At 55.9% G+C, this 16,929-nt stretch carries 19 protein-coding genes, 1 rRNA gene and 1 pseudogene; 14 read left to right on the plus strand and 7 right to left on the minus strand.

Features of this window, described 5'->3' with window-relative positions; genetic code table 11:
• The first annotated feature begins 95 nt into the window (after positions 1-95).
• The 5 genes from G3578_RS19265 to G3578_RS19285 all read left to right on the plus strand — a co-directional run bounded on the left by G3578_RS19265 (position 96) and on the right by G3578_RS19285 (position 4,089).
• Positions 96-407: a YtrH family sporulation protein gene (locus tag G3578_RS19265; RefSeq protein ID WP_165215087.1), complete on the plus strand. Its 312-nt coding sequence runs from the start codon at positions 96-98 to the stop codon at positions 405-407.
• A complete protein-coding gene (locus tag G3578_RS19270) occupies positions 404-910 on the plus strand; it encodes a sporulation membrane protein YtrI (RefSeq protein ID WP_165215090.1) in 507 nt (168 codons plus the stop codon). The genes G3578_RS19265 and G3578_RS19270 overlap by 4 nt, the downstream gene beginning before the upstream one ends.
• 65 nt (positions 911-975) lie before the next feature.
• Positions 976-1,752, plus strand: a complete 777-nt coding sequence (locus G3578_RS19275) for a sporulation protein (protein WP_165215092.1) — start codon at positions 976-978, stop codon at positions 1,750-1,752.
• Positions 1,753-1,896: 144 nt separating this feature from the next.
• The gene (gene codY / locus G3578_RS19280) at positions 1,897-2,673 is read left to right on the plus strand and encodes a GTP-sensing pleiotropic transcriptional regulator CodY (protein ID WP_165215095.1); all 777 of its coding nucleotides are present in this window, start codon (positions 1,897-1,899) and stop codon (positions 2,671-2,673) included.
• A gap of 120 nt (positions 2,674-2,793) precedes the next feature.
• A complete protein-coding gene (locus G3578_RS19285; RefSeq protein ID WP_165215098.1) occupies positions 2,794-4,089 on the plus strand; it encodes a phytoene desaturase family protein in 1,296 nt (431 codons plus the stop codon).
• A 57-nt stretch (positions 4,090-4,146) separates the two neighbouring features.
• Here the strand turns inward: G3578_RS19285 and G3578_RS19290 are convergent, their stop codons facing one another.
• Both G3578_RS19290 and G3578_RS19295 read right to left on the minus strand, forming a co-directional pair.
• On the minus strand, positions 4,147-5,442 hold the full coding sequence (locus G3578_RS19290; RefSeq protein ID WP_165215100.1) for an MFS transporter: 1,296 nt from the start codon (positions 5,440-5,442) through the stop codon (positions 4,147-4,149).
• A gap of 190 nt (positions 5,443-5,632) precedes the next feature.
• Entirely contained in the window at positions 5,633-5,815 is a 183-nt protein-coding gene (locus tag G3578_RS19295) for an SRPBCC domain-containing protein (protein WP_165215103.1), read from the minus strand.
• A 27-nt stretch (positions 5,816-5,842) separates the two neighbouring features.
• On the opposite strand from G3578_RS19295, the pseudogene G3578_RS19300 reads away from it, so the two are divergent.
• The 3 genes and pseudogenes from G3578_RS19300 to G3578_RS19310 form a co-directional block, all read left to right on the plus strand.
• A pseudogene (locus G3578_RS19300) lies at positions 5,843-6,052 on the plus strand (transposase); the annotation flags it as partial.
• 178 nt (positions 6,053-6,230) lie between these two features.
• Positions 6,231-7,469: an MFS transporter gene (locus G3578_RS19305; protein WP_165215105.1), complete on the plus strand. Its 1,239-nt coding sequence runs from the start codon at positions 6,231-6,233 to the stop codon at positions 7,467-7,469.
• A gap of 112 nt (positions 7,470-7,581) precedes the next feature.
• Complete coding sequence (locus G3578_RS19310; RefSeq protein ID WP_165215108.1) at positions 7,582-7,797, plus strand: DUF1540 domain-containing protein; 216 nt, start codon at positions 7,582-7,584, stop codon at positions 7,795-7,797.
• A gap of 44 nt (positions 7,798-7,841) precedes the next feature.
• Here G3578_RS19310 and G3578_RS19315 read toward each other — a convergent pair whose 3' ends face one another.
• Positions 7,842-8,420, minus strand: coding sequence for a 5' nucleotidase, NT5C type (locus tag G3578_RS19315; RefSeq protein WP_165215110.1), 579 nt, complete (start codon positions 8,418-8,420; stop codon positions 7,842-7,844).
• A 94-nt stretch (positions 8,421-8,514) separates the two neighbouring features.
• Here G3578_RS19315 and G3578_RS19320 point away from each other — a divergent pair, with 94 nt between their 5' ends.
• On the plus strand, positions 8,515-9,117 hold the full coding sequence (locus G3578_RS19320; protein WP_165215113.1) for a DUF456 domain-containing protein: 603 nt from the start codon (positions 8,515-8,517) through the stop codon (positions 9,115-9,117).
• A gap of 115 nt (positions 9,118-9,232) precedes the next feature.
• On the opposite strand, the gene G3578_RS19325 is transcribed toward G3578_RS19320, so the two are convergent.
• Positions 9,233-9,766: a DUF84 family protein gene (locus tag G3578_RS19325; RefSeq protein WP_165215115.1), complete on the minus strand. Its 534-nt coding sequence runs from the start codon at positions 9,764-9,766 to the stop codon at positions 9,233-9,235.
• 120 nt (positions 9,767-9,886) lie between these two features.
• On the opposite strand from G3578_RS19325, the gene dapF reads away from it, so the two are divergent.
• Positions 9,887-10,756 (plus strand): diaminopimelate epimerase, encoded by an 870-nt coding sequence (gene dapF, locus G3578_RS19330; protein WP_165215118.1) that lies wholly within the window; start codon positions 9,887-9,889, stop codon positions 10,754-10,756.
• 173 nt (positions 10,757-10,929) lie between these two features.
• On the opposite strand, the gene G3578_RS19335 is transcribed toward dapF, so the two are convergent.
• Both G3578_RS19335 and G3578_RS19340 read right to left on the minus strand, forming a co-directional pair.
• Positions 10,930-12,084 (minus strand): LysM peptidoglycan-binding domain-containing protein, encoded by a 1,155-nt coding sequence (locus G3578_RS19335; RefSeq protein ID WP_165215121.1) that lies wholly within the window; start codon positions 12,082-12,084, stop codon positions 10,930-10,932.
• A 265-nt stretch (positions 12,085-12,349) separates the two neighbouring features.
• Entirely contained in the window at positions 12,350-12,502 is a 153-nt protein-coding gene (locus tag G3578_RS19340; protein ID WP_165215123.1) for a hypothetical protein, read from the minus strand.
• Between the two features lie 287 nt (positions 12,503-12,789).
• Between G3578_RS19340 and G3578_RS19345 the strand changes: the two genes are divergently transcribed.
• From G3578_RS19345 to G3578_RS19355, 3 genes are read left to right on the plus strand one after another with little or no spacing between them, the layout of a single operon-like run.
• A complete protein-coding gene (locus G3578_RS19345) occupies positions 12,790-13,935 on the plus strand; it encodes a cysteine desulfurase family protein (RefSeq protein ID WP_346774039.1) in 1,146 nt (381 codons plus the stop codon).
• Between the two features lie 12 nt (positions 13,936-13,947).
• Positions 13,948-15,147: a tRNA uracil 4-sulfurtransferase ThiI gene (thiI, locus tag G3578_RS19350; protein WP_165215125.1), complete on the plus strand. Its 1,200-nt coding sequence runs from the start codon at positions 13,948-13,950 to the stop codon at positions 15,145-15,147.
• A gap of 32 nt (positions 15,148-15,179) precedes the next feature.
• The gene (locus tag G3578_RS19355; protein WP_165215127.1) at positions 15,180-15,962 is read left to right on the plus strand and encodes a fumarylacetoacetate hydrolase family protein; all 783 of its coding nucleotides are present in this window, start codon (positions 15,180-15,182) and stop codon (positions 15,960-15,962) included.
• Between the two features lie 75 nt (positions 15,963-16,037).
• Here G3578_RS19355 and G3578_RS19360 read toward each other — a convergent pair whose 3' ends face one another.
• Entirely contained in the window at positions 16,038-16,337 is a 300-nt protein-coding gene (locus G3578_RS19360) for a hypothetical protein (protein ID WP_165215129.1), read from the minus strand.
• Between the two features lie 497 nt (positions 16,338-16,834).
• Between G3578_RS19360 and G3578_RS19365 the strand changes: the two genes are divergently transcribed.
• Positions 16,835-16,929, plus strand: a 16S ribosomal RNA gene (locus G3578_RS19365); the annotation flags it as partial.

A 16,929-nucleotide genomic window follows, 5' to 3' on the forward strand; every position in this document is an offset into this window, starting at 1 on the left:
AGGCGTGCCGCCGTTTTGGGGCCGACCATCGACATCATATTTTGCGGACAAGTAGCGTAGGGATAAGCATACACGGTCACAAGGGGTGTAATGCGATGGCACAGGTTATCCTGACGCTGTTTGTCGCCTACGGCATCGTTGTCGGCGGAGCCGTTACGGGTGGGATCGGTGCAATGTTGACGGAGAAACCGCCTCTCTTGTATATGGCCGATCTGGCCGATCAATTGAAAATCTGGGGGCTTGTCGGCGCGCTGGGAGGCACGTTTGATTCCTTTATGCAGATCGAGAAGCTGTTCGTCGGCAATTTCTCCCCGGTGGCGAAGCAGCTAATCATGATTTTTGCGGCGTTTGCGGGCGCCCATGCCGGTTCCATGTCGGTTCATTGGCTGGTGCAGGTGCGTCCATGACCGGCGGGGCGGAGAAGCGGAGGCGGCGGGAGCGTTACCTCGCCATCTTCCTGCTCGGGATCGTGGCTGGCGGAAGCGGCGCGCTGCTGTATATGGGGCACGGGATGGAAGACCTGATCCTGCAGAATCGCAATCTGAAGCTGCTCTATGAAGAAAAAAGGGAAGAAGTGGAGGAACTGAAGCAATCGCAGCGGGTGGCCCGCAAGAAGCAGGAAACGGTGGTGGAGGAGATTCGCGTGACGGTGATGGAACCGCGGCCGCACGGCTATGAGTATATCGAAACGCAGGTGATCCACTATATTGAAAAGGATTTGGCCCCCTTGAAAGGAAAGCGGACGGAGCAGGTGGCGGAGATGCATGAAATTCTGCACGAATTGCTGCTCAGGCGCGAGTATGTGATGGAAGACAAAATGGTGGAGGTGCGCCTGAAAACCGTCCACATCTCCCGCATCCTGCATGTCTTTGTCACGGTGCAGGTAAAACCGCTCGAAACCGGAACTTGATGAAACGCATGCGCCGTTTTTGCGTATATCCAGATGTACGCAAGAAAGAGGAGGTTGTCACAACCATGTCCATGTTCAAAAAACTGCTCGCCAGCGTCGGGATCGGTTCGGCCCAGGTGGACGCCAGATTGGACAAGGATTCCCTGATTCCCGGCGAGATCGTGCGGGGGGAGGTTCATCTGACGGGAGGGGACGTCAGCCAGGTGATCGATGAGATCTATATGTATGTGATCACCCATTATGAGCGGGAAGTGAACGATGCCAAGGTAAAGGAAGAATGCATCCTCTTAAAGCATCGGCTCACCGAGCGCTTCACCCTGCAGCCGAATGAACAGAAGGTGGTTCCGTTCGCGTTCCGTCTGCCGTATGAAACACCCCTGACCATGGGCCGCCAGCCGGTCTATCTGCGCACGGGGGCGGACATTAAAAATGCCATTGATCCCGGCGATTCGGACTTTATCGAGGTGCTGCCGCACCCGTTGATGGCGAAAGCGCTGGACGCGGTAAAGGAGCTTGGCTTCCAGCTTTATAAAGTGGACTGCGAGTTTAACCGCCATCTGGGGCGCACGTATCCGTTCGTGCAGGAGTTTGAATTCCGGCCGACCGGGCAGTACCGCAGCCGCCTGGAGGAGCTGGAAGTGATCTTTGATCTGCGCGAAGACGAGTGCGAAGTGCTGCTGCAGGTTGACAAGCGGGCGCGCGGCTTTCTGGGGGCGCTGGAGGAAGCGTTCGATCTGGATGAACGATACACCCGCTTCCGGCTCGCCGCTGCCGATCTGAACCGGCCGACGGCAGAGATCGCCGGGTGGATCGATGAGTTGATCCGCCGCGCGATTCGCTGACCCCATGCGCAACCGTTAAATCACACATCACCCGGCAATCGTTTTGATTGCGTGGGTGATTTTTTTATGGGCACGCAGGTATGAAGCCATATTTTTCTGACAATACTGGGGGCTAGACAAATATTTGAGGGAGGAAATTTCTTCATGAATTTGCTGGAAAAAACCAGAAAAATCAATGTGATGCTGCAAAAAACCATGGGGGGAAGCGGTGTAACCTATCCGGATCTTGCCAAGCTGCTTTCCGAAGTCATCAACGCCAACGTGTATATCATCACGGCGGACGGGAATCTGTTGGGAAGCGGGTTTTCCCAGGAATTTACCCTGCAGGAGGAAGGGCGCTTTGCCAGCCTGCTGCCGGAAGGGTATCATGAACGGCTGCTGCAGGTCGGGCAATCGCTGGCCAATGAAGGGGTGATGAGTCCGTACAGCATGGTGCCGAAAGAGTGGGTCAACCTCTTTCCGCAGATGGTGACCACCATCGTGCCGATCAATGCCGGCGGCAGCCGCCTCGGCACACTCATCCTGCTCCGTGCCTACGGACACTTTGAGACGGAGGATCTGATCCTGGCCGAAATCGGGGCGACCGTGATCGGGATGAAGATCGTCCGCCATCGTACGGATCAGATCGAGAACGAGGTGCGGGACAAGACATTTGCCAAGATCGCCCTCTCGTCGCTCTCCTATAGCGAGCAGATTGCGATTGAAAAGATCATGGAGCAGCTGGATGCCAAGGAAGGGCTGCTGGTGGCAAGCCAGCTGGCCGATCAGGCGGGTCTCACACGCTCCGTCATCGTCAACGCCCTGCGCAAACTGGCCAGCGCCGGCGTGCTGGAATCCCGTTCGCTCGGGATGAAAGGCACCTACATCCGCGTGCTGAATGACAAGTTCCAGTCGGAATTGCAAAAACTGAAATCATCCTGAGAAGGAAGGAGCCGATCCCTGCCATGCTTGGGCAGGGATTGGTTTTTTCATCCTGTCCCTGTCACAAAAGCGCGTACCTGATCGTCATGTGATTGAACATGATGAGAGGGAGTGGTGTTTATGAAATGGGACGTGACTGTCATTGGCGGAGGCTTGGCTGGATTGGTTTCGGCCGTTTGGCTTGCACGGGCGGGCCAAAGCGTGCTGCTGGTCGAGCGCTCCAATCAATTGGGCGGTCGTGCGGCGACGGAGGAACAAGCCGGATGTTTCTTTAACCGAGGAGCGCACGCTTTGTACAACAAGGGAGCGGGGCGCAAGATTCTTGAAGAACTGGGCGTTGTGATCGATGGTGGAGCGGCAGGCACCAGGCTGCAGTTCATGCATGAGGGGAATCTTGAAGTGTTTCCGGGCTCGCCGTTGGCTTTCCTGACATCCAGGTTTTTCTCCTGGAAAGAGAAAAAGGCGTTTGTCCGTCTGATGATGCAGATCTCCAACCTCAAAGCCGATGAAAGCAACCATCTGAGTCTGGCCGATTGGGCGTGCGAAAATGTTGAAAATGAAAAGGTGAGAAAGGTGTTTCTCGCCCTCTGTCGGCTGGCAACGTATTGCAGCCAATTGGATATCGCGAGTGCCGGGGCAGTTATCCGGCAATTTCGGCGATCGTTGGGTGGCGTCACGTATCTGCACGGCGGATGGCAATCCTTGATTGACCAGTTGAGAGTCAAAGCTGTAGAGGCCGGCGTAACCATACGGGTAAATCACAGTGTGGTGGAGATCAGCGGAACTTATCCTGACATGGTGGTGGCCTTTGCCAATCAACAGGCGGTCACGACCCGCCATGTGATTTCCACAGCTGATCCAAAGAGTACCTGCAGGTTGGTGAAACATGCAGCCGGAACACAGCTCGCAGCACTGGCGGATGCGTTGGTCCCGGTCAAGGCCGCTTGTCTCGATCTTGCGTTGAAGCGCTTGCCTGAACCCGCATGTGTGTTTGTGCTTGATCTGGATCGGCCGTATTACTATTCCAACCACTCCAGCGCCGCCAGGCTGACCCGTGATCCAGCACATGCCGTGATTCATCTGGTGAAGTACCTTGATGCGGAAAGTGAACATGAGCCGGTAAAAAACAGAGCCGAACTGGAAGCGTTTCTTACAGCCATCCAGCCTGGCTGGCAGAAGGAGGTTATCGGACAGCAATACCTGCCTGCGATGACCGTTTCCCATGGAATCGTCACTGCCAGGAAGCTGCCATGGGGAAACAAAGGATCGGCTGTCGCTGACATTCCCGGATTGTATGTGGCGGGTGATTGGCTGACCTATGACGGCATGCTGGCAGACGCTTCTCTCTCCAGCGCGAAAGCAGCGGCGCTGTCCATCATGGAAAAAGAAAGCGGGAAGGAAGCGGTGCTGACGTAGATGCCAAAGGGATCATGCCTGTGCATGCAAAGGGCGCCGCTTTTCTTTCGCTGCCGTTCAGGAGGGGACGGGTTGATCGGACGCCTGATCTCTTGTTTGCCTAAGGGTTTTTTGCCACTCCGGATGTTCTTCCAGGCGGCGGAAATCACGGAAAAGAAGCAGGCTTAACCCGAGAAGCGCCATCGTCACCCCGCCCAACCCAAATATCTCTCGTTGGGAGAGGAGATGGTGATCCAGCAGATAGGAAGTTACCGCAAAACTGACCGGATTGAAACCCAGCGATACCAGCGTTAGGAGGGAGAAGACCCGTCCCAGCTTCCGGGGATCGACAATGGTTTGAATATAGGTATTCATTGGGATATTGACCATGCTGATCGCGCTGCCGGCCAGCAGCATCGCAAAAAGACCAAACGGTAGCCCGGTCATGAAGGCAATCATGGCAACGGCCGTTCCCAGGCAGCAGATGAAGACGGCGACCAGGGGCAAATAACCGCGAAAGCCGTTCAGATAGCCGGTAATGGCGCTGCCGATGATGGCTCCAAACCCGAGCGCTCCCAGCATATAACCGAAGGCGCTGCCATTCCACCCCAACAGCTTGATCAGGGAAGGCAGCGCAATGTTGATGGGACCGGAAAACATCATGTTCACGAACAGGGCGGTGCACATCATCAATGTCAGCACGCGTATGCGGCATACATAACGGATGCCGTCTGCCAGTTCCGGAAAAAAGGATCTGCCGACAGAGGGAACCGCCGTTTGCGCCTGATTATGAGACAAGCGCATCGGAAGGATTGCCACCATGCTGAGGAAGAAGAGGGAGGCGATCACGGTGAATATGAGTGGATAGGAAGAGAGCCCTAGCAGCAGGGAGGCCGCCAGCGAACCCAGCACCGTGCTGATTTGCTGGGAGGATTCCATGAGGCTGTTGGCTCTGGGAAGCGCTTGTTTGTCCACGATGAACGGCATGATCGAACTGCGGACCGGCCAGAAAAAGGCGTCCACCAAGCCAAATACTACCGCCACCAGATACAGAGTGGGAGACAGCCCCGTGACGGCACCGCGGAGCATGAGACTGAAAATCAGGAGAACTGCGCCGCGCGCCAACAACGAGAGCGACATGATGGTTTTGCGGTTAAAGCGGTCTGCCGCGATGCCCCCGGCGAGCATAAACACCAATCGGGGGAGAGACATGGCCAACAGGGCGCCTCCAATCGCTCCTTCCGAACCTGTAACCTCGATCACGTACCAGGGAAGCAGGATGTAAAAGGCATTATCCCCTAAGGTGGACAGCACCGTTCCGAACCACAGCCGCACAAAGTTGACATTGCGCCAAACGGACGGATGAGCGGCCAACTGTATCCCTCCTTTTTTCCAAAAATCGAAGAAATTATAGCATTATTTGGGAACTATCGGCAATGCAACATCAAAATGGATAACGGGAAGCAGCACTCCTGCAGCCGAAAACGGCTCCAGTGTTTTTCGTTAAGAAGCGTCCTTGAACAGAAAAAGCCGCCAAAGCGGCTTTTTCTGTTCCCGACGTATATCATTTGCTTTGGAGCTCCGCCAAAAAGTCGGCCAGTTGGTCCCAGGTTTCGGTTATGCCCTGAATTACGCCCATATCCAGCACAGACTTGAGCGCTTCTTCCATCGCGTATTGCGTACGGCTGATCAACTTAGTCTTGCCGTCATGTTCGACGAATTCCAATGTTACCCGTGCCTCCGGCATGTTCTCGTTGACGTTGCCTTCCGCATCGAGAAGAGCAAGAAACGAACAGAGATCGAGCGGCAGCTCTGGTTTCAGGATCTGCAACGCTATCGCGCGGCAGGTGAAGCAAAAATCAGTTTGCTTAAACGCAAGTACGGCCTCGGTCGAAGCTGTTACCGGGGCCTTGCCGGCTCAACAACCTGGGTAGGCCTCGGAATCTGGATTCATAACCTCAGAAAAGCCGCCCAAATGTCCTAGTAAGAGCGAAAAGGCTACATCAGGATGGCCTCGACTCCCATCGATCACCTCCGAGTGGGATGACATTTTTCAGAATTGAATGTATCAGGAGTAACTAATTAATCAATATAAATATTGAATAAATTTAGAAAATAGCATATAGTACCAATTGAAGCGAGAAAAAGGAGGACAGATTGCCATGCAGCAGATCTGGAAGCAGCCCGCCTTCCGCTGGTATTGGACGGGCCTTTTTCTCTCCGGACTGGGGGATCAGTTCGGGTGGCTGGCCTTGACCTGGTTTGTGATGAAGAAGACGGGGTCTTCCGTGGCGATGGGGGGCGTGGTGCTCACCTACTTCTGGTCGCAGGTGGCGGCGGGGCTTGTGGCCGGGGTGCTGCTTGACCGCTTCGAGCGCAGGAATCTGATCATCATGGATAATCTCCTGCGGGGAGCCATCTATCTGGGCTTGGTGGCCCTGCTGCAGGGAAACGGGCCGCTGTGGCCTGTTTTTCTGCTGATCGCCCTGGCCGGCATGCTGGCGCCCCTCAGCAATGCGGGATCGCAAGCGTTGCTGCCGCGGCTTGTGCCGGACAAGGAGATGCTGCTGAAAGCCAACAGCTTGATGGAAAGCCAATGGCAAATCGCCTACCTGCTTGGGCCGGCCCTGGCAGGTCTGCTCGTCTCCTGGTACGGGGAAGCGCAGGTGTTGATCCTCGATGCCATCAGTTTTTTTGTCTGCGCGGCTTGTTTTTTCTTTATTCCGAAAGCGGCTGCCCAACCGGACCGGAATCCGGACGGGAGCAGGGAGGAGACGGTGCCGCAGACTGCCGCCTTCTTTCAGGCCCTGCTGTCCGATCTGCGGACGGGCTACCGTTATCTCTTCGCCAGGCCGATCCTGTTATGGCTGATCTTTTTCGTTTTTTTGTTCAATATGGCGTACGGCCCGGTGGAAGTGGCGCTGCCGTTCTATGCCAGGGATGCGCTGCAGGGGGAAGCCGTATCGCTGGGCATGCTATGGATGGCGCTGGCGGTCGGCTCCCTGTGCGGTTCGCTGCTGTTTTCCTTCCTGGAGTGGCGGATTCCCACAGGGTATACCTTGGCGGGGATTATCGTGCTCTGGGGAATCGCCACCCTGCCGCTGGGGTTGTGCAGCCGCCTGGATATCGCGCTCCTCTCCATGGCATTGGCCGGTCTGGCGTTTGCGCCGTTCGGAGTGCTGTACCGCACCTATTTGCAGCGGCAGGTGCCCGAAGAGCTTCTGGGGCGCGTCTTCACCTCGATCCGTACGATCACCGGCACAGGGATGCCGTTCGGTGCCTTTGTGTCCGGCCTGCTGATTCCGGAACTCGGGGTCAATCGGCTGCTGCTGTTGGGAGCGCTCGTATGCATGCTGGCAGGCGGTGTGGCTTTCCGGCAGCTCCGGGGAATCCGGCCTTGATCGCCTGCGGTTGATGAGGGATGAATGACAGGTAATTCCCTGGGGAAAGTTGGTAAGCATCTGTATAACGTACAGCCATCTGGTGAAGGATAGCCCTAGGGGGTGATCCAACATGCCGATTGTGAAATGCTCCGTCTCCAATTGTGAGTATTGGGCGGAAGGCAATGACTGCGTTGCCGACACGATCATGGTGGAGATCGACAAACACGCCAAGGCCAATTTCCGGACAGAATTTGCTGACGAATTCGCATATGACAGCGAACATCAGGATACGGCCGCAACCTCTTCCAATACCTGTTGCCACACCTTCAAACCTAAGAAGAAATAGGTCGGAAAAAAGACGTATCTCTGGAGGATACGTCTTTTTCCGCCTCATCGGAAGGCATGAATCGCCTCGTGCACTTCCTGCCAGGAATATATCCGACGGACAAGGGGCGGCAATGCGCCTTGGTTATAGGGGGTATCGAACAGAAAAACGGGTATCTGCAGTTCTGCCGACAGCTGCAGGGCATTTTCCAGCCGGTCCTCCAAAAAAAGGTCCACCCGCCATTTTTGGGCCGCCTGCAGCTTGTCGTGGGAGCCGATCAGATCGATTTCGTGGTACGGGATCCGGTTGCGCTTGAACCACTCCAGCGTGACGTTCAGATGCTTCTCCTCCCGGGCGCTGATGTAGACCAAACGATGCTGCCCCTCCCGATGCCAGCAGCGGAGTATTTCGTCCGCATTGCCATGGACAGGCGCTTCCCGGTAGAGGCGGCTGCCGTATTCGTCCAGCCATGACAGGAATTGTTCGTCGCTGATGTTGTATACGCTCGCCAGATTGTAGTCCGTACAATCGGCGTAGGATAAATTCTTGCCAAACGCCTCGTTCATCAGCGGCACGATACTGCCGGGATCGGTTACGGTCCCGTCAATATCAATGCCAATTGTTAGTGCCTTTCTCGGTCTCATCCTCTCGCCTCCAGTTTAAATTGTACACCGAAAACAGAAAATAAGGCTACTTCCTTCAACACAATCCTTCTTGCGAAAAGGGGACTGAGCGAACATGACGTACGATCGGTCAGAACGGATGGATGCTGGGCAGAAGGAAGTACAACCCGATCAAACCACCAATGGTGCCGTAAAGACGTTTGGCGGGGAAGCCGATACGGAATTTGACGCCGACTCACGGACGACGGACGTCTTTCAACCCTTGACGTACCGGCGCTCCGGGGAAACGATCACGTACGACCCGCATACGCAGACAGAGAGATATCAAGGCGACGGGCGCCTCGATGGCGAATCGGTGGTTCCTCCCCTGCGAGGAACGGACGGCCGCAAACGGGCAGCCCGACGGACCATCATTGACGATGACGTCGAAACGGCTGCGGAGATCACGCCAGACTGGCATACGCGGGTGGAGCCGCGCTCGCCGGTATCTGAACCGGCCCGGAAAGGCAACGCCGGCAGCGGAATGGGGTTCACGGGTATCGGCTTGTCCATTCTTTCCCTGTTTCTGCTTCCGTATTTGCTCGCGCCCATCGGCATTGTGCTGGGCTATCTGGCCTTTCGCCGCGGTGCCCGCACAACAGGCGTGTGGGCGATGGTGGTTGGCGCGGTCGCGATACTGGGAGCCATTTTGATCTATCCGTATTTTGTCGCCCGATAGACAAAAGACGGAAAACCTCTCCGGTGTGGAGAGGTTTTTTCCTTGGTAGATAGGCCCCCCGCCGACACCAGCGAGGGCCCCACTCGGCAAAGCGTTGGCTGGCGCCGGGTGGTTTTTATGCATACAGGTTGGAATGAAACGGCGTCAGAGCGGCGATCACCGCTTCGCTGAACACGTTGGCGCGCCGGATGCGATCGTTCGTAAACAAGGCATAGGCGCCGCCCCGATGATTGGTGCCCGTTGTCCCGGCCAGCTCATCGATAATGGTGCGCAGCTCGATCCCTTCCGTCTTGATCCGCTCTCCCACGGCATACGGGATGGGGAAGGCCAATCCCTTTCCCAAAAAGAGCCGCTCCCCGTCCCAGGCGGCGCAGACGGAGATCAAATACCACTGGCCGGTGTACATATCGTCAAACATCAAGCCGCCTTCCAGACCCAGCCCGATCCGGGCCTCGGGAACGGCGGCAAGCACCCGTTTCGCGCGATTGATCGCGCCCTGAATGGTTTCCGCTTCCGACAACGGCTGCGCGGAGACGCCGGACGGCACGGCCAGGCAGATCGGTTCCTGCCCGGTGGCAAGGAGGACGGCGGCCCGTTTGGCCTGATTGGTTGTGCCCAGTGCGTATTGGATGCAAGATTGCTCTGGCATGTCGCTCATCCTTTTCGTCAAAAAATGAGATGTCCCGATTATAGCATGGTTGATCCAACGGCGCGATTCTGTGCTAAGATGGTGGCAGGGTACCAATCTCGCAAAAGGAAGAGGCGCGCGATGAAATTTACCAAAATGCATGGACTGGGAAACGATTACGTGTATGTTGACTGCTTTGCCCAATCGCTGGAAGGGGTCGATCTGCCAGAGCTGGCCAGACGGGTAAGCAGACCGCACTTCGGCATCGGCAGCGATGGCTTGATCCTGATCATGCGTTCCGAGGTGGCCAACTTTCGCATGCGCGTATTCAACAATGATGGCAGCGAAGCCAAAAACTGCGGAAACGGCCTGCGCTGTGTCAGCAAATACGTGTACGATCACGGCTTGACCGATCAGACAAGCTTTACCGTGGAGACGCTGGGCGGCATCGTGACGCCGGTGGTGGAGCTGGGGGATGACGGTAAGGTAAACCGTGTGACCATCGATATGGGAGAACCCCGTTTCGACCGGGAAGCCATCCCGATGACCGGCGAGCCGCGAAGCAGGGTGGTGGGTGAACCGATTACCGTGGACGGCCGAACGTTTGCGCTGACAGCGGTGTCGATGGGGAATCCCCACGCGGTTCTCATGCTGGACGAGGTGAAGGATGAGGACGTTCTGCACTTTGGCCCGCTGATCGAATGGCACGAATGGTTCCCGGAGAGGGCCAATGTGGAGTTTATCCAGGTGCTGAACCGGCGGGAGATCTTGTTCCGTGTCTGGGAGCGCGGTTCCGGCGTCACCCTGGCTTGCGGGACGGGAGCCTGCGCGGCTGCCGTGGCCGCCATCCTGAGCGGGAAGACGGAGCGGAAGGTGACCGTCCACCTCTTGGGCGGCGATCTGGAGATTGAATGGCGGGAGAGCGACAACCATGTCTATATGACGGGACCCGCCGCCGAGGTATTCAGCGGCGTATATCTGGAAGAGCTGCCGTACGCAACAGCCCCTTGAGCCTTGAATCAGGCCCAAGGGGTTTTTACTGGAATTTTCAGTCGCTTTAAATCACTAAAGGGACGAAGAAAGTTTGGGGGTCCCAGCCGACACCAGCAAGGGACCCCACTCGGTACAGCGATAGCTATCGCCGAGTGGGTGGAGCGTTCGTTTAAGTTGGCGGGGTTATTACTTCAGTTGACGCCCGCGGCGATCCTGATGGCCGCCTGGTGGGCCGGATCGATCTGGTTGTCCTTATGCCGCAGACTGTTCAAGAAATGAATATCGAAATGACCGGGGAAATCGTTGTCCACAATATACTCGATGCTGTGCGGCATGGACGACATGGAAGCGGCGAGACGCCGGCCGTTCACTTCCACGATGACCGGACGGACGCTCCAGGAGAAGTTGCCGCCCCAAATCTCCTTGATGATGGCCGTATCGGCAGCGGTGAGCGGTTCGGTGTCGGAATGGAAGGCCCCGGTGGTCCGCTTCACCCGAAACTGTCTGCCTGTCTGGAAATCCGTCACGGTGGCGACGGCATTGATCGGAAAGACGTATTGGGCGCCTTCAAACCAGTCCAGGTATTCGCCGTATTTCGGGCCCGGCGTAGCCAGGACGGGAACGTGATGAACGGGGATTTTCACCACTTGGCCGACGGACAGGGAGGCATCGTTTGCCAGGTGGTTCACTTCCAAAAACTCCGCCATCGGAATCTGGTGATCGAGGGAAATGGACCAGGCCGTATCCCCTTTCTGCACGGTGTAGGAGGTCATTTCCACCCAGGGCTTGTCCGAATCATGGGGAGCATCGGCCATGTCCGGATTGGACGGAATGATCAGCTTTTGGCCGATCGAGAGCTCTAGCGTAGTTAGTTTGTTGGCCTCAACGATCGCCTGAATGGTTACGTGAAAACGGTCGGCAATTTTCCACAGCACATCGCCGCTGACAACGGTATAAACGGTTGAGCCTGTGGTGGTTGCCGGAATCAGCAGCTTTTCTCCCGCGATCAGCGTATCGCGGTTCAGCTGATTGATTTCCTTGATCCTGGCGATGGTCGTGTTGAATCTGGCGGCAAGCTTCCACAAGGAATCGCCGCTCTGCACCGTATAGACGGTGGACTTGGGAGGAATGTACAGCGTTGATCCGGCGTACAGGAGATCGCCGGTCAGATGATTCGCAATTTTCAGTTGTTCGACGGTGAGATGGTACCGCACCGCCAGCTTGCCCAGCGTATCGCCGGAGCGCACCGTGACCGTTTCCGCGTATGCGGATGCCGTCGGCAGAAGGATGGCGCCGGTCAGAAGGGTAGGGAACAACATTCGTTTCCACGTCGCAGCTGAAAACATCGTTTTCCTCCTTATGTAGCGAATTCTGGGATGTCATGTGTTATTGTAAGGGGAGGAGAAAGATGCTTGCATTGGATAAATCCGTCCAATGCGACCATTGTTTGCCAACTTGCGCTGCTTCGTAGGACTGGGGTCCGGACCACGATGAGCCTCCGGCCACGAATGAACCGCCGAAGCACAAAAAAATAAGCGGCGATCGGCATAATTGCTGTCCGATCACCGCATTCGTCTTGAAAAAAATGAGTGAAAAGTCATAGCTATATGTTTAGCCATTGTATACTTCTGTCAGGTAGACGTCGGTCTCAATCCGCTCGAACTGGCTTCCCGTGGAACGCATTTTTTCCAATTCCGCCTGAAGCCGTCTCAGTTCGTCTTCCATCTTTCTGAGTTTCTCCTGCATGGAAATCACTGTTGTCATGGTCTCTCTCTCCTTGGTTCATCAGAATTTAAAGACAATTCTAACAAGTTGACAAGACCTTGTAAAGACAGAGAAATCAATGTAAGCGCTTGCGTATGCAAAAAAATTGTGACATTTCCAGGTGGGTTTTTCCGGTGATCAACAGGGAACCGGATGTACCTGCGGGACAGGCGTGGCAAGAATAAAGAAAGGAAACTTTTCGCTGCTCCCGCGCTGGAAATGTGCGTTGTGGATCAGGTATGATGAAAGATAGGCTTTATTTTTATGAAGGATGGAAGGTGTCTAGCGTGATTTATCTGGATAACAGCGCCACGACGCAGCCTCATCCGCAAGTGGCCGATGTGGTGAAGCGGGCGATGGAAGAGTATTACGGCAACCCTTCGTCCCTGCACCAAAAAGGACTGGAGGCGGAACATGTGCTGAAGCAGGCCCGCAGTGTTGCCGCCCAGGCTTTGCGCGTGAAACCGGCGGAGATTTTTTTTACGTCCGGCGGAACGGAAAGCAATAATACGGCGCTTAAAGGCGTTGCCTTTCAATATCAGTCCCGGGGAAAACACATTGTGACCACACAGGTGGAGCATCCGAGCGTCTACGATGTTTGCAAACAATTGGAAGGATTTGGCTTCTCGGTCACCTACCTGCCGGTTGACAGCGAAGGGCGGGTGTCGGTTGCAGACGTGCAGGCGGCCATTCGACCCGATACCATTCTGGTTTCCGTCATGCATGTCAACAATGAACTGGGAACGGTGCAGCCGATCCAGGAAATCGGTTCCCTGCTGCGGCAGCATCCCAAAATCCTCTTTCATGTCGACGCGGTGCAGAGCTTCGGCAAAATCCCGCTTCTCCCGCACGAATGGGGCATTGATCTCGTAAGCATCTCCGCCCACAAGTTTCACGGTCCGCGGGGTGTCGGCATCCTGTATAAACGGGATGGACTCAAGCTGCAGCCGCTGTTGATGGGAGGCGGCCAGGAAGCGGGCTTGCGGTCGGGAACGGAGAATCTGCCCGCCATCGCCGGGATGGCAAAAGCGATCCGGCTGTTGGAGGAGACGGGCCATGACGAATCGGAACGGTTGGCCGGACTGATCCGTCGTCTTAGGGCAGGAATCGCCGACATACCCGGCTGTGTCATCAATTCCCCTGCGGACGGTGCCGCTCCCCATATCCTGAATATCTCGGTGCCGGGAGCGAAAGCGGAAGTGCTTCTGCACGCCCTGGAGGAAAGAGGCTTTCTCGTCTCGACCAAATCGGCCTGCTCGTCCAAAGCCAACGAGCCGAGCCGCGTGCTGATGGCTACGGGCATGGACCGGAACCGCGCATTGTCGGCCCTGCGCATCAGCGTCGGCCGCTACAACAAGGCCGAAGAGATAGATCGGTTTCTGGTGGCCCTGAGGGAATCCGTAGACCGGATTCGCCCCTATATGAATGTGTAAAGGATGACAGCAATGAATTATGATCGCATACTGATTCGCTACGGAGAATTGGCATTAAAAGGAAAGAACCGCGATGCTTTTGAAAGCGCCTTGATGCGCAATGTCCGGCTTGTTTTGCGCGACTATCCCCATATCCGGATCAGCCGCGTGTACGGCAGAATGTATGTGGAGCTGAACGGTGCCGACGCAGATTCGGTTCTCGCGGCTCTCCAGCGGGTGTTCGGCATCTCGTCGGTTAGTCCGGTGGTGCGGACCGCACAGTCGGAGGAAGCCATCAAGGAGGCTGCGCTGCAGCTGGTGCGCGCCATCCAGCCAACGCCGAGGACGTTTCGGGTGGAAACGCGGCGGGCCGATAAGCGCTTCCCCGTGACCTCGATGGATATAAGCCGCCGGGTAGGGACGCATATCTTGCGCAATATCGGGGGAATCAAAGTGGATCTGCACCAGCCCGACATCGTGGTTCAGATCGAGATTCGGGCGGAAGGCACATTTTTAAGCTGCCTGACGCTGCCTGGTCCCGGCGGCCTGCCGGTAGGCTCCGCCGGCAAGGTGCTGCTACTCCTGTCCGGCGGGATTGACAGCCCCGTGGCCGGGTGGATGATGATGAAGCGCGGCGTCACGCTGGAGGCGATTCACTTCCACAGCTATCCCTTTACCAGCGAGCGGTCCCTGGAGAAGGTGCGCGATTTGGCGCACAAGCTGACGCGCTGGGGCGGCAAGATCCGCCTGCACGTGGTGCCGTTTACCGAGATTCAGACGGCTATCCGCGACAACTGCCCGGAGGAATACCTGATTACCATCATGCGCCGTTTCATGATGCGCATCGCCGAGCGCGTGGCAGCCAAAACGAAAGCACTTGCCTTGGCTACCGGGGAAAGCCTCGGACAGGTTGCCTCCCAGACGCTGGAGAGCATGAACACCATCAACAGCGTGGTCAACATCCCGATCTTGCGGCCGCTGATCGGCATGGATAAGACGGAGATCACGGAGATCGCCAGAAAGATCGACACGTTCGATCTCTCTATTCTTCCGTATGAGGACTGCTGCACCATTTTTACCCCCAAAAACCCCGTCACGCGTCCGAAGGCCGAAATCGCGGCGCACTACGAGGAGAAGCTGGATGTCGAATCGCTGGTGGCGGACGCTGTGCAGCGCACCGTCGTGGAACCGATTATCGGGGAGAAGCGGGAAATGGCGGCGGATCTGTTCTGAATCAATTGCTGTGGCAGGAGAGGAGAAAGCCAATGATTATCCGTTTTGAACGCAATGGCAAGATGAAGCACGGATGGATGGTGGAAGACGAGAACAAAGTGCGCGTGATTGAAGGCGACATCTATAAACGGGATCAAACCAAACCGGTGATGACCGGCCTGGAAGTCCCGCTTGATGAGGTGAAAATCGCCACCCCTTGCACCCCCAGCAAGGTGGTTTGCATCGGGCTGAACTATAAGGATCATGCGCAGGAGATCGGGGCGGAGCTGCCGCAGGAGCCGCTCCTCTTTCTGAAGCCGTCCACATCCGTGATCGGTCCGGGCGACCCGATCATCTATCCGGCATTGACGCAGAACCTCCACTATGAAGGGGAACTGGCCGTCGTCATCAAAAAAGAAGCGCGCCGCATCAAGGCGGAAGAGGCGGATCAATATATCCTGGGCTTCACCTGCGCGCTCGATATCACCGCCAGAGATCTGCAGGGGCGTGACGGACAATGGACCAGGGCAAAGGGATTCGACACCTTCTGCCCGTTGGGTCCTGCGATCGCCGCCAAAGTGGATTACCATAACCTGCGGATTGTAACCAGGGTGAATGGTGAGGTACGCCAGGATTCCCATACCAGTCAGATGGTGTTCAAGATTCCGCAGTTGCTCGAGGCCATCACGGCGGTAATGACGCTTCTTCCCGGCGATGTCGTGCTTACAGGCACACCTGCCGGAGTAGGCTCGCTTCAACCGGGCGATGAGGTGTCGGTCACGATTGAGGATATCGGCACCCTGACGAATCGTGTGATTTCCGAATCGGCGAGATAGAAAGGACCCTCCTTCGCGTTGTGATGCGAGGGAGGGTTCTGCCTGTGCTTGTGTCCCGGAACGCATGCAGGCCATTCAGAGGGGTTCTTCATTCAGAGCAGGATCATCATGGGTCTGATGGGCGGCAGGCTCCTGGCGGGGAAGATCCTGATGAAAATTGCGGTATTCGTAGGCGAGATTGGAGATTACATGCTGATCGCTTTCCCAGCCTGTCGCTTTTCCAAGCAGTTCTTCATTGGTGGCCGCACCGTAAGGGCCCTCGGGAAACTCTTCGGGAATGATTTCGTTGCGTTGGGATTCCACCGTGGAGAGCTCGCTTGAATATTCATGTTTGTACTCCTCATAGGTAGGTTTGGGCTTTCGTTTCCGCCACATTTTTTCACCTGCTTCCGTTTGTTTGACATGTGATTACACGCTGGAGCGCAGCGGCCGCTTGCGGGTGGTTTCTCCCGTATCGGCTCATGGATGGTCAAAAGCCTTTCTTTCTAGTATGGAAGCAGGCTCCTGCCGCTATTCCTGCCGGTTGGCATTACGGAAATTTTTTCTTGACTACACAGGTTTCGTATAGTAAAGTTTAGTCTTGTTGAAACGAATGGTGATACATTGAACACATTCTTTCACAGACAAGAGGCAAAGTAGTTGTAAATTTCCTCTTGACTCAAAATTGAGCTTTTTGTTATATTACTTTCTGTCACCGCTGATGACGAGTTAACAAAAATTAACGCTTGCATCGCGGGAAGGATATGTGGTATGATGATCAAGTCGCCTCCGGGCGGCGGTCACGAAATGCTCTTTGAAAACTGAACAGCGAACGCGTGAAGCGAGCCAAGTCATTCTTTATGAGAATGAAGCTTTGATCAATATCTTTCAATTTATTGGAGAGTTTGATCCTGGCTCAGGACGAACGCTGGCGGCGTGCCTAATACATGCAAGTCGAGCGGGGGCCTTCGGGCCCCAGCGGCGGACG

Origin of the sequence: Brevibacillus sp. SYP-B805 (assembly GCF_011059135.1) — a bacterium.
In the GTDB taxonomy this organism is placed as follows: domain Bacteria; phylum Bacillota; class Bacilli; order Brevibacillales; family Brevibacillaceae; genus Brevibacillus_F.

Bases quoted from the DNA above. Each gene is read 5' to 3' on its own strand.
- G3578_RS19295 (WP_165215103.1), bottom strand. From the start codon at position 5,815: ATGCCGGAGGCACGGGTAACATTGGAATTCGTCGAACATGACGGCAAG.
- G3578_RS19270 (WP_165215090.1), top strand. From the start codon at position 404: ATGACCGGCGGGGCGGAGAAGCGGAGGCGGCGGGAGCGTTACCTCGCC.
- G3578_RS19275 (WP_165215092.1), top strand. From the start codon at position 976: ATGTCCATGTTCAAAAAACTGCTCGCCAGCGTCGGGATCGGTTCGGCC.
- G3578_RS19335 (WP_165215121.1), bottom strand. From the start codon at position 12,084: ATGTTTTCAGCTGCGACGTGGAAACGAATGTTGTTCCCTACCCTTCTG.
- codY (WP_165215095.1), top strand. From the start codon at position 1,897: ATGAATTTGCTGGAAAAAACCAGAAAAATCAATGTGATGCTGCAAAAA.
- G3578_RS19310 (WP_165215108.1), top strand. From the start codon at position 7,582: ATGCCGATTGTGAAATGCTCCGTCTCCAATTGTGAGTATTGGGCGGAA.
- G3578_RS19320 (WP_165215113.1), top strand. From the start codon at position 8,515: ATGACGTACGATCGGTCAGAACGGATGGATGCTGGGCAGAAGGAAGTA.
- thiI (WP_165215125.1), top strand. From the start codon at position 13,948: ATGAATTATGATCGCATACTGATTCGCTACGGAGAATTGGCATTAAAA.
- G3578_RS19340 (WP_165215123.1), bottom strand. From the start codon at position 12,502: ATGACAACAGTGATTTCCATGCAGGAGAAACTCAGAAAGATGGAAGAC.
- G3578_RS19355 (WP_165215127.1), top strand. From the start codon at position 15,180: ATGATTATCCGTTTTGAACGCAATGGCAAGATGAAGCACGGATGGATG.
- G3578_RS19305 (WP_165215105.1), top strand. From the start codon at position 6,231: ATGCAGCAGATCTGGAAGCAGCCCGCCTTCCGCTGGTATTGGACGGGC.
- G3578_RS19325 (WP_165215115.1), bottom strand. From the start codon at position 9,766: ATGCCAGAGCAATCTTGCATCCAATACGCACTGGGCACAACCAATCAG.
- G3578_RS19265 (WP_165215087.1), top strand. From the start codon at position 96: ATGGCACAGGTTATCCTGACGCTGTTTGTCGCCTACGGCATCGTTGTC.
- dapF (WP_165215118.1), top strand. From the start codon at position 9,887: ATGAAATTTACCAAAATGCATGGACTGGGAAACGATTACGTGTATGTT.
- G3578_RS19285 (WP_165215098.1), top strand. From the start codon at position 2,794: ATGAAATGGGACGTGACTGTCATTGGCGGAGGCTTGGCTGGATTGGTT.
- G3578_RS19315 (WP_165215110.1), bottom strand. From the start codon at position 8,420: ATGAGACCGAGAAAGGCACTAACAATTGGCATTGATATTGACGGGACC.
- G3578_RS19360 (WP_165215129.1), bottom strand. From the start codon at position 16,337: ATGTGGCGGAAACGAAAGCCCAAACCTACCTATGAGGAGTACAAACAT.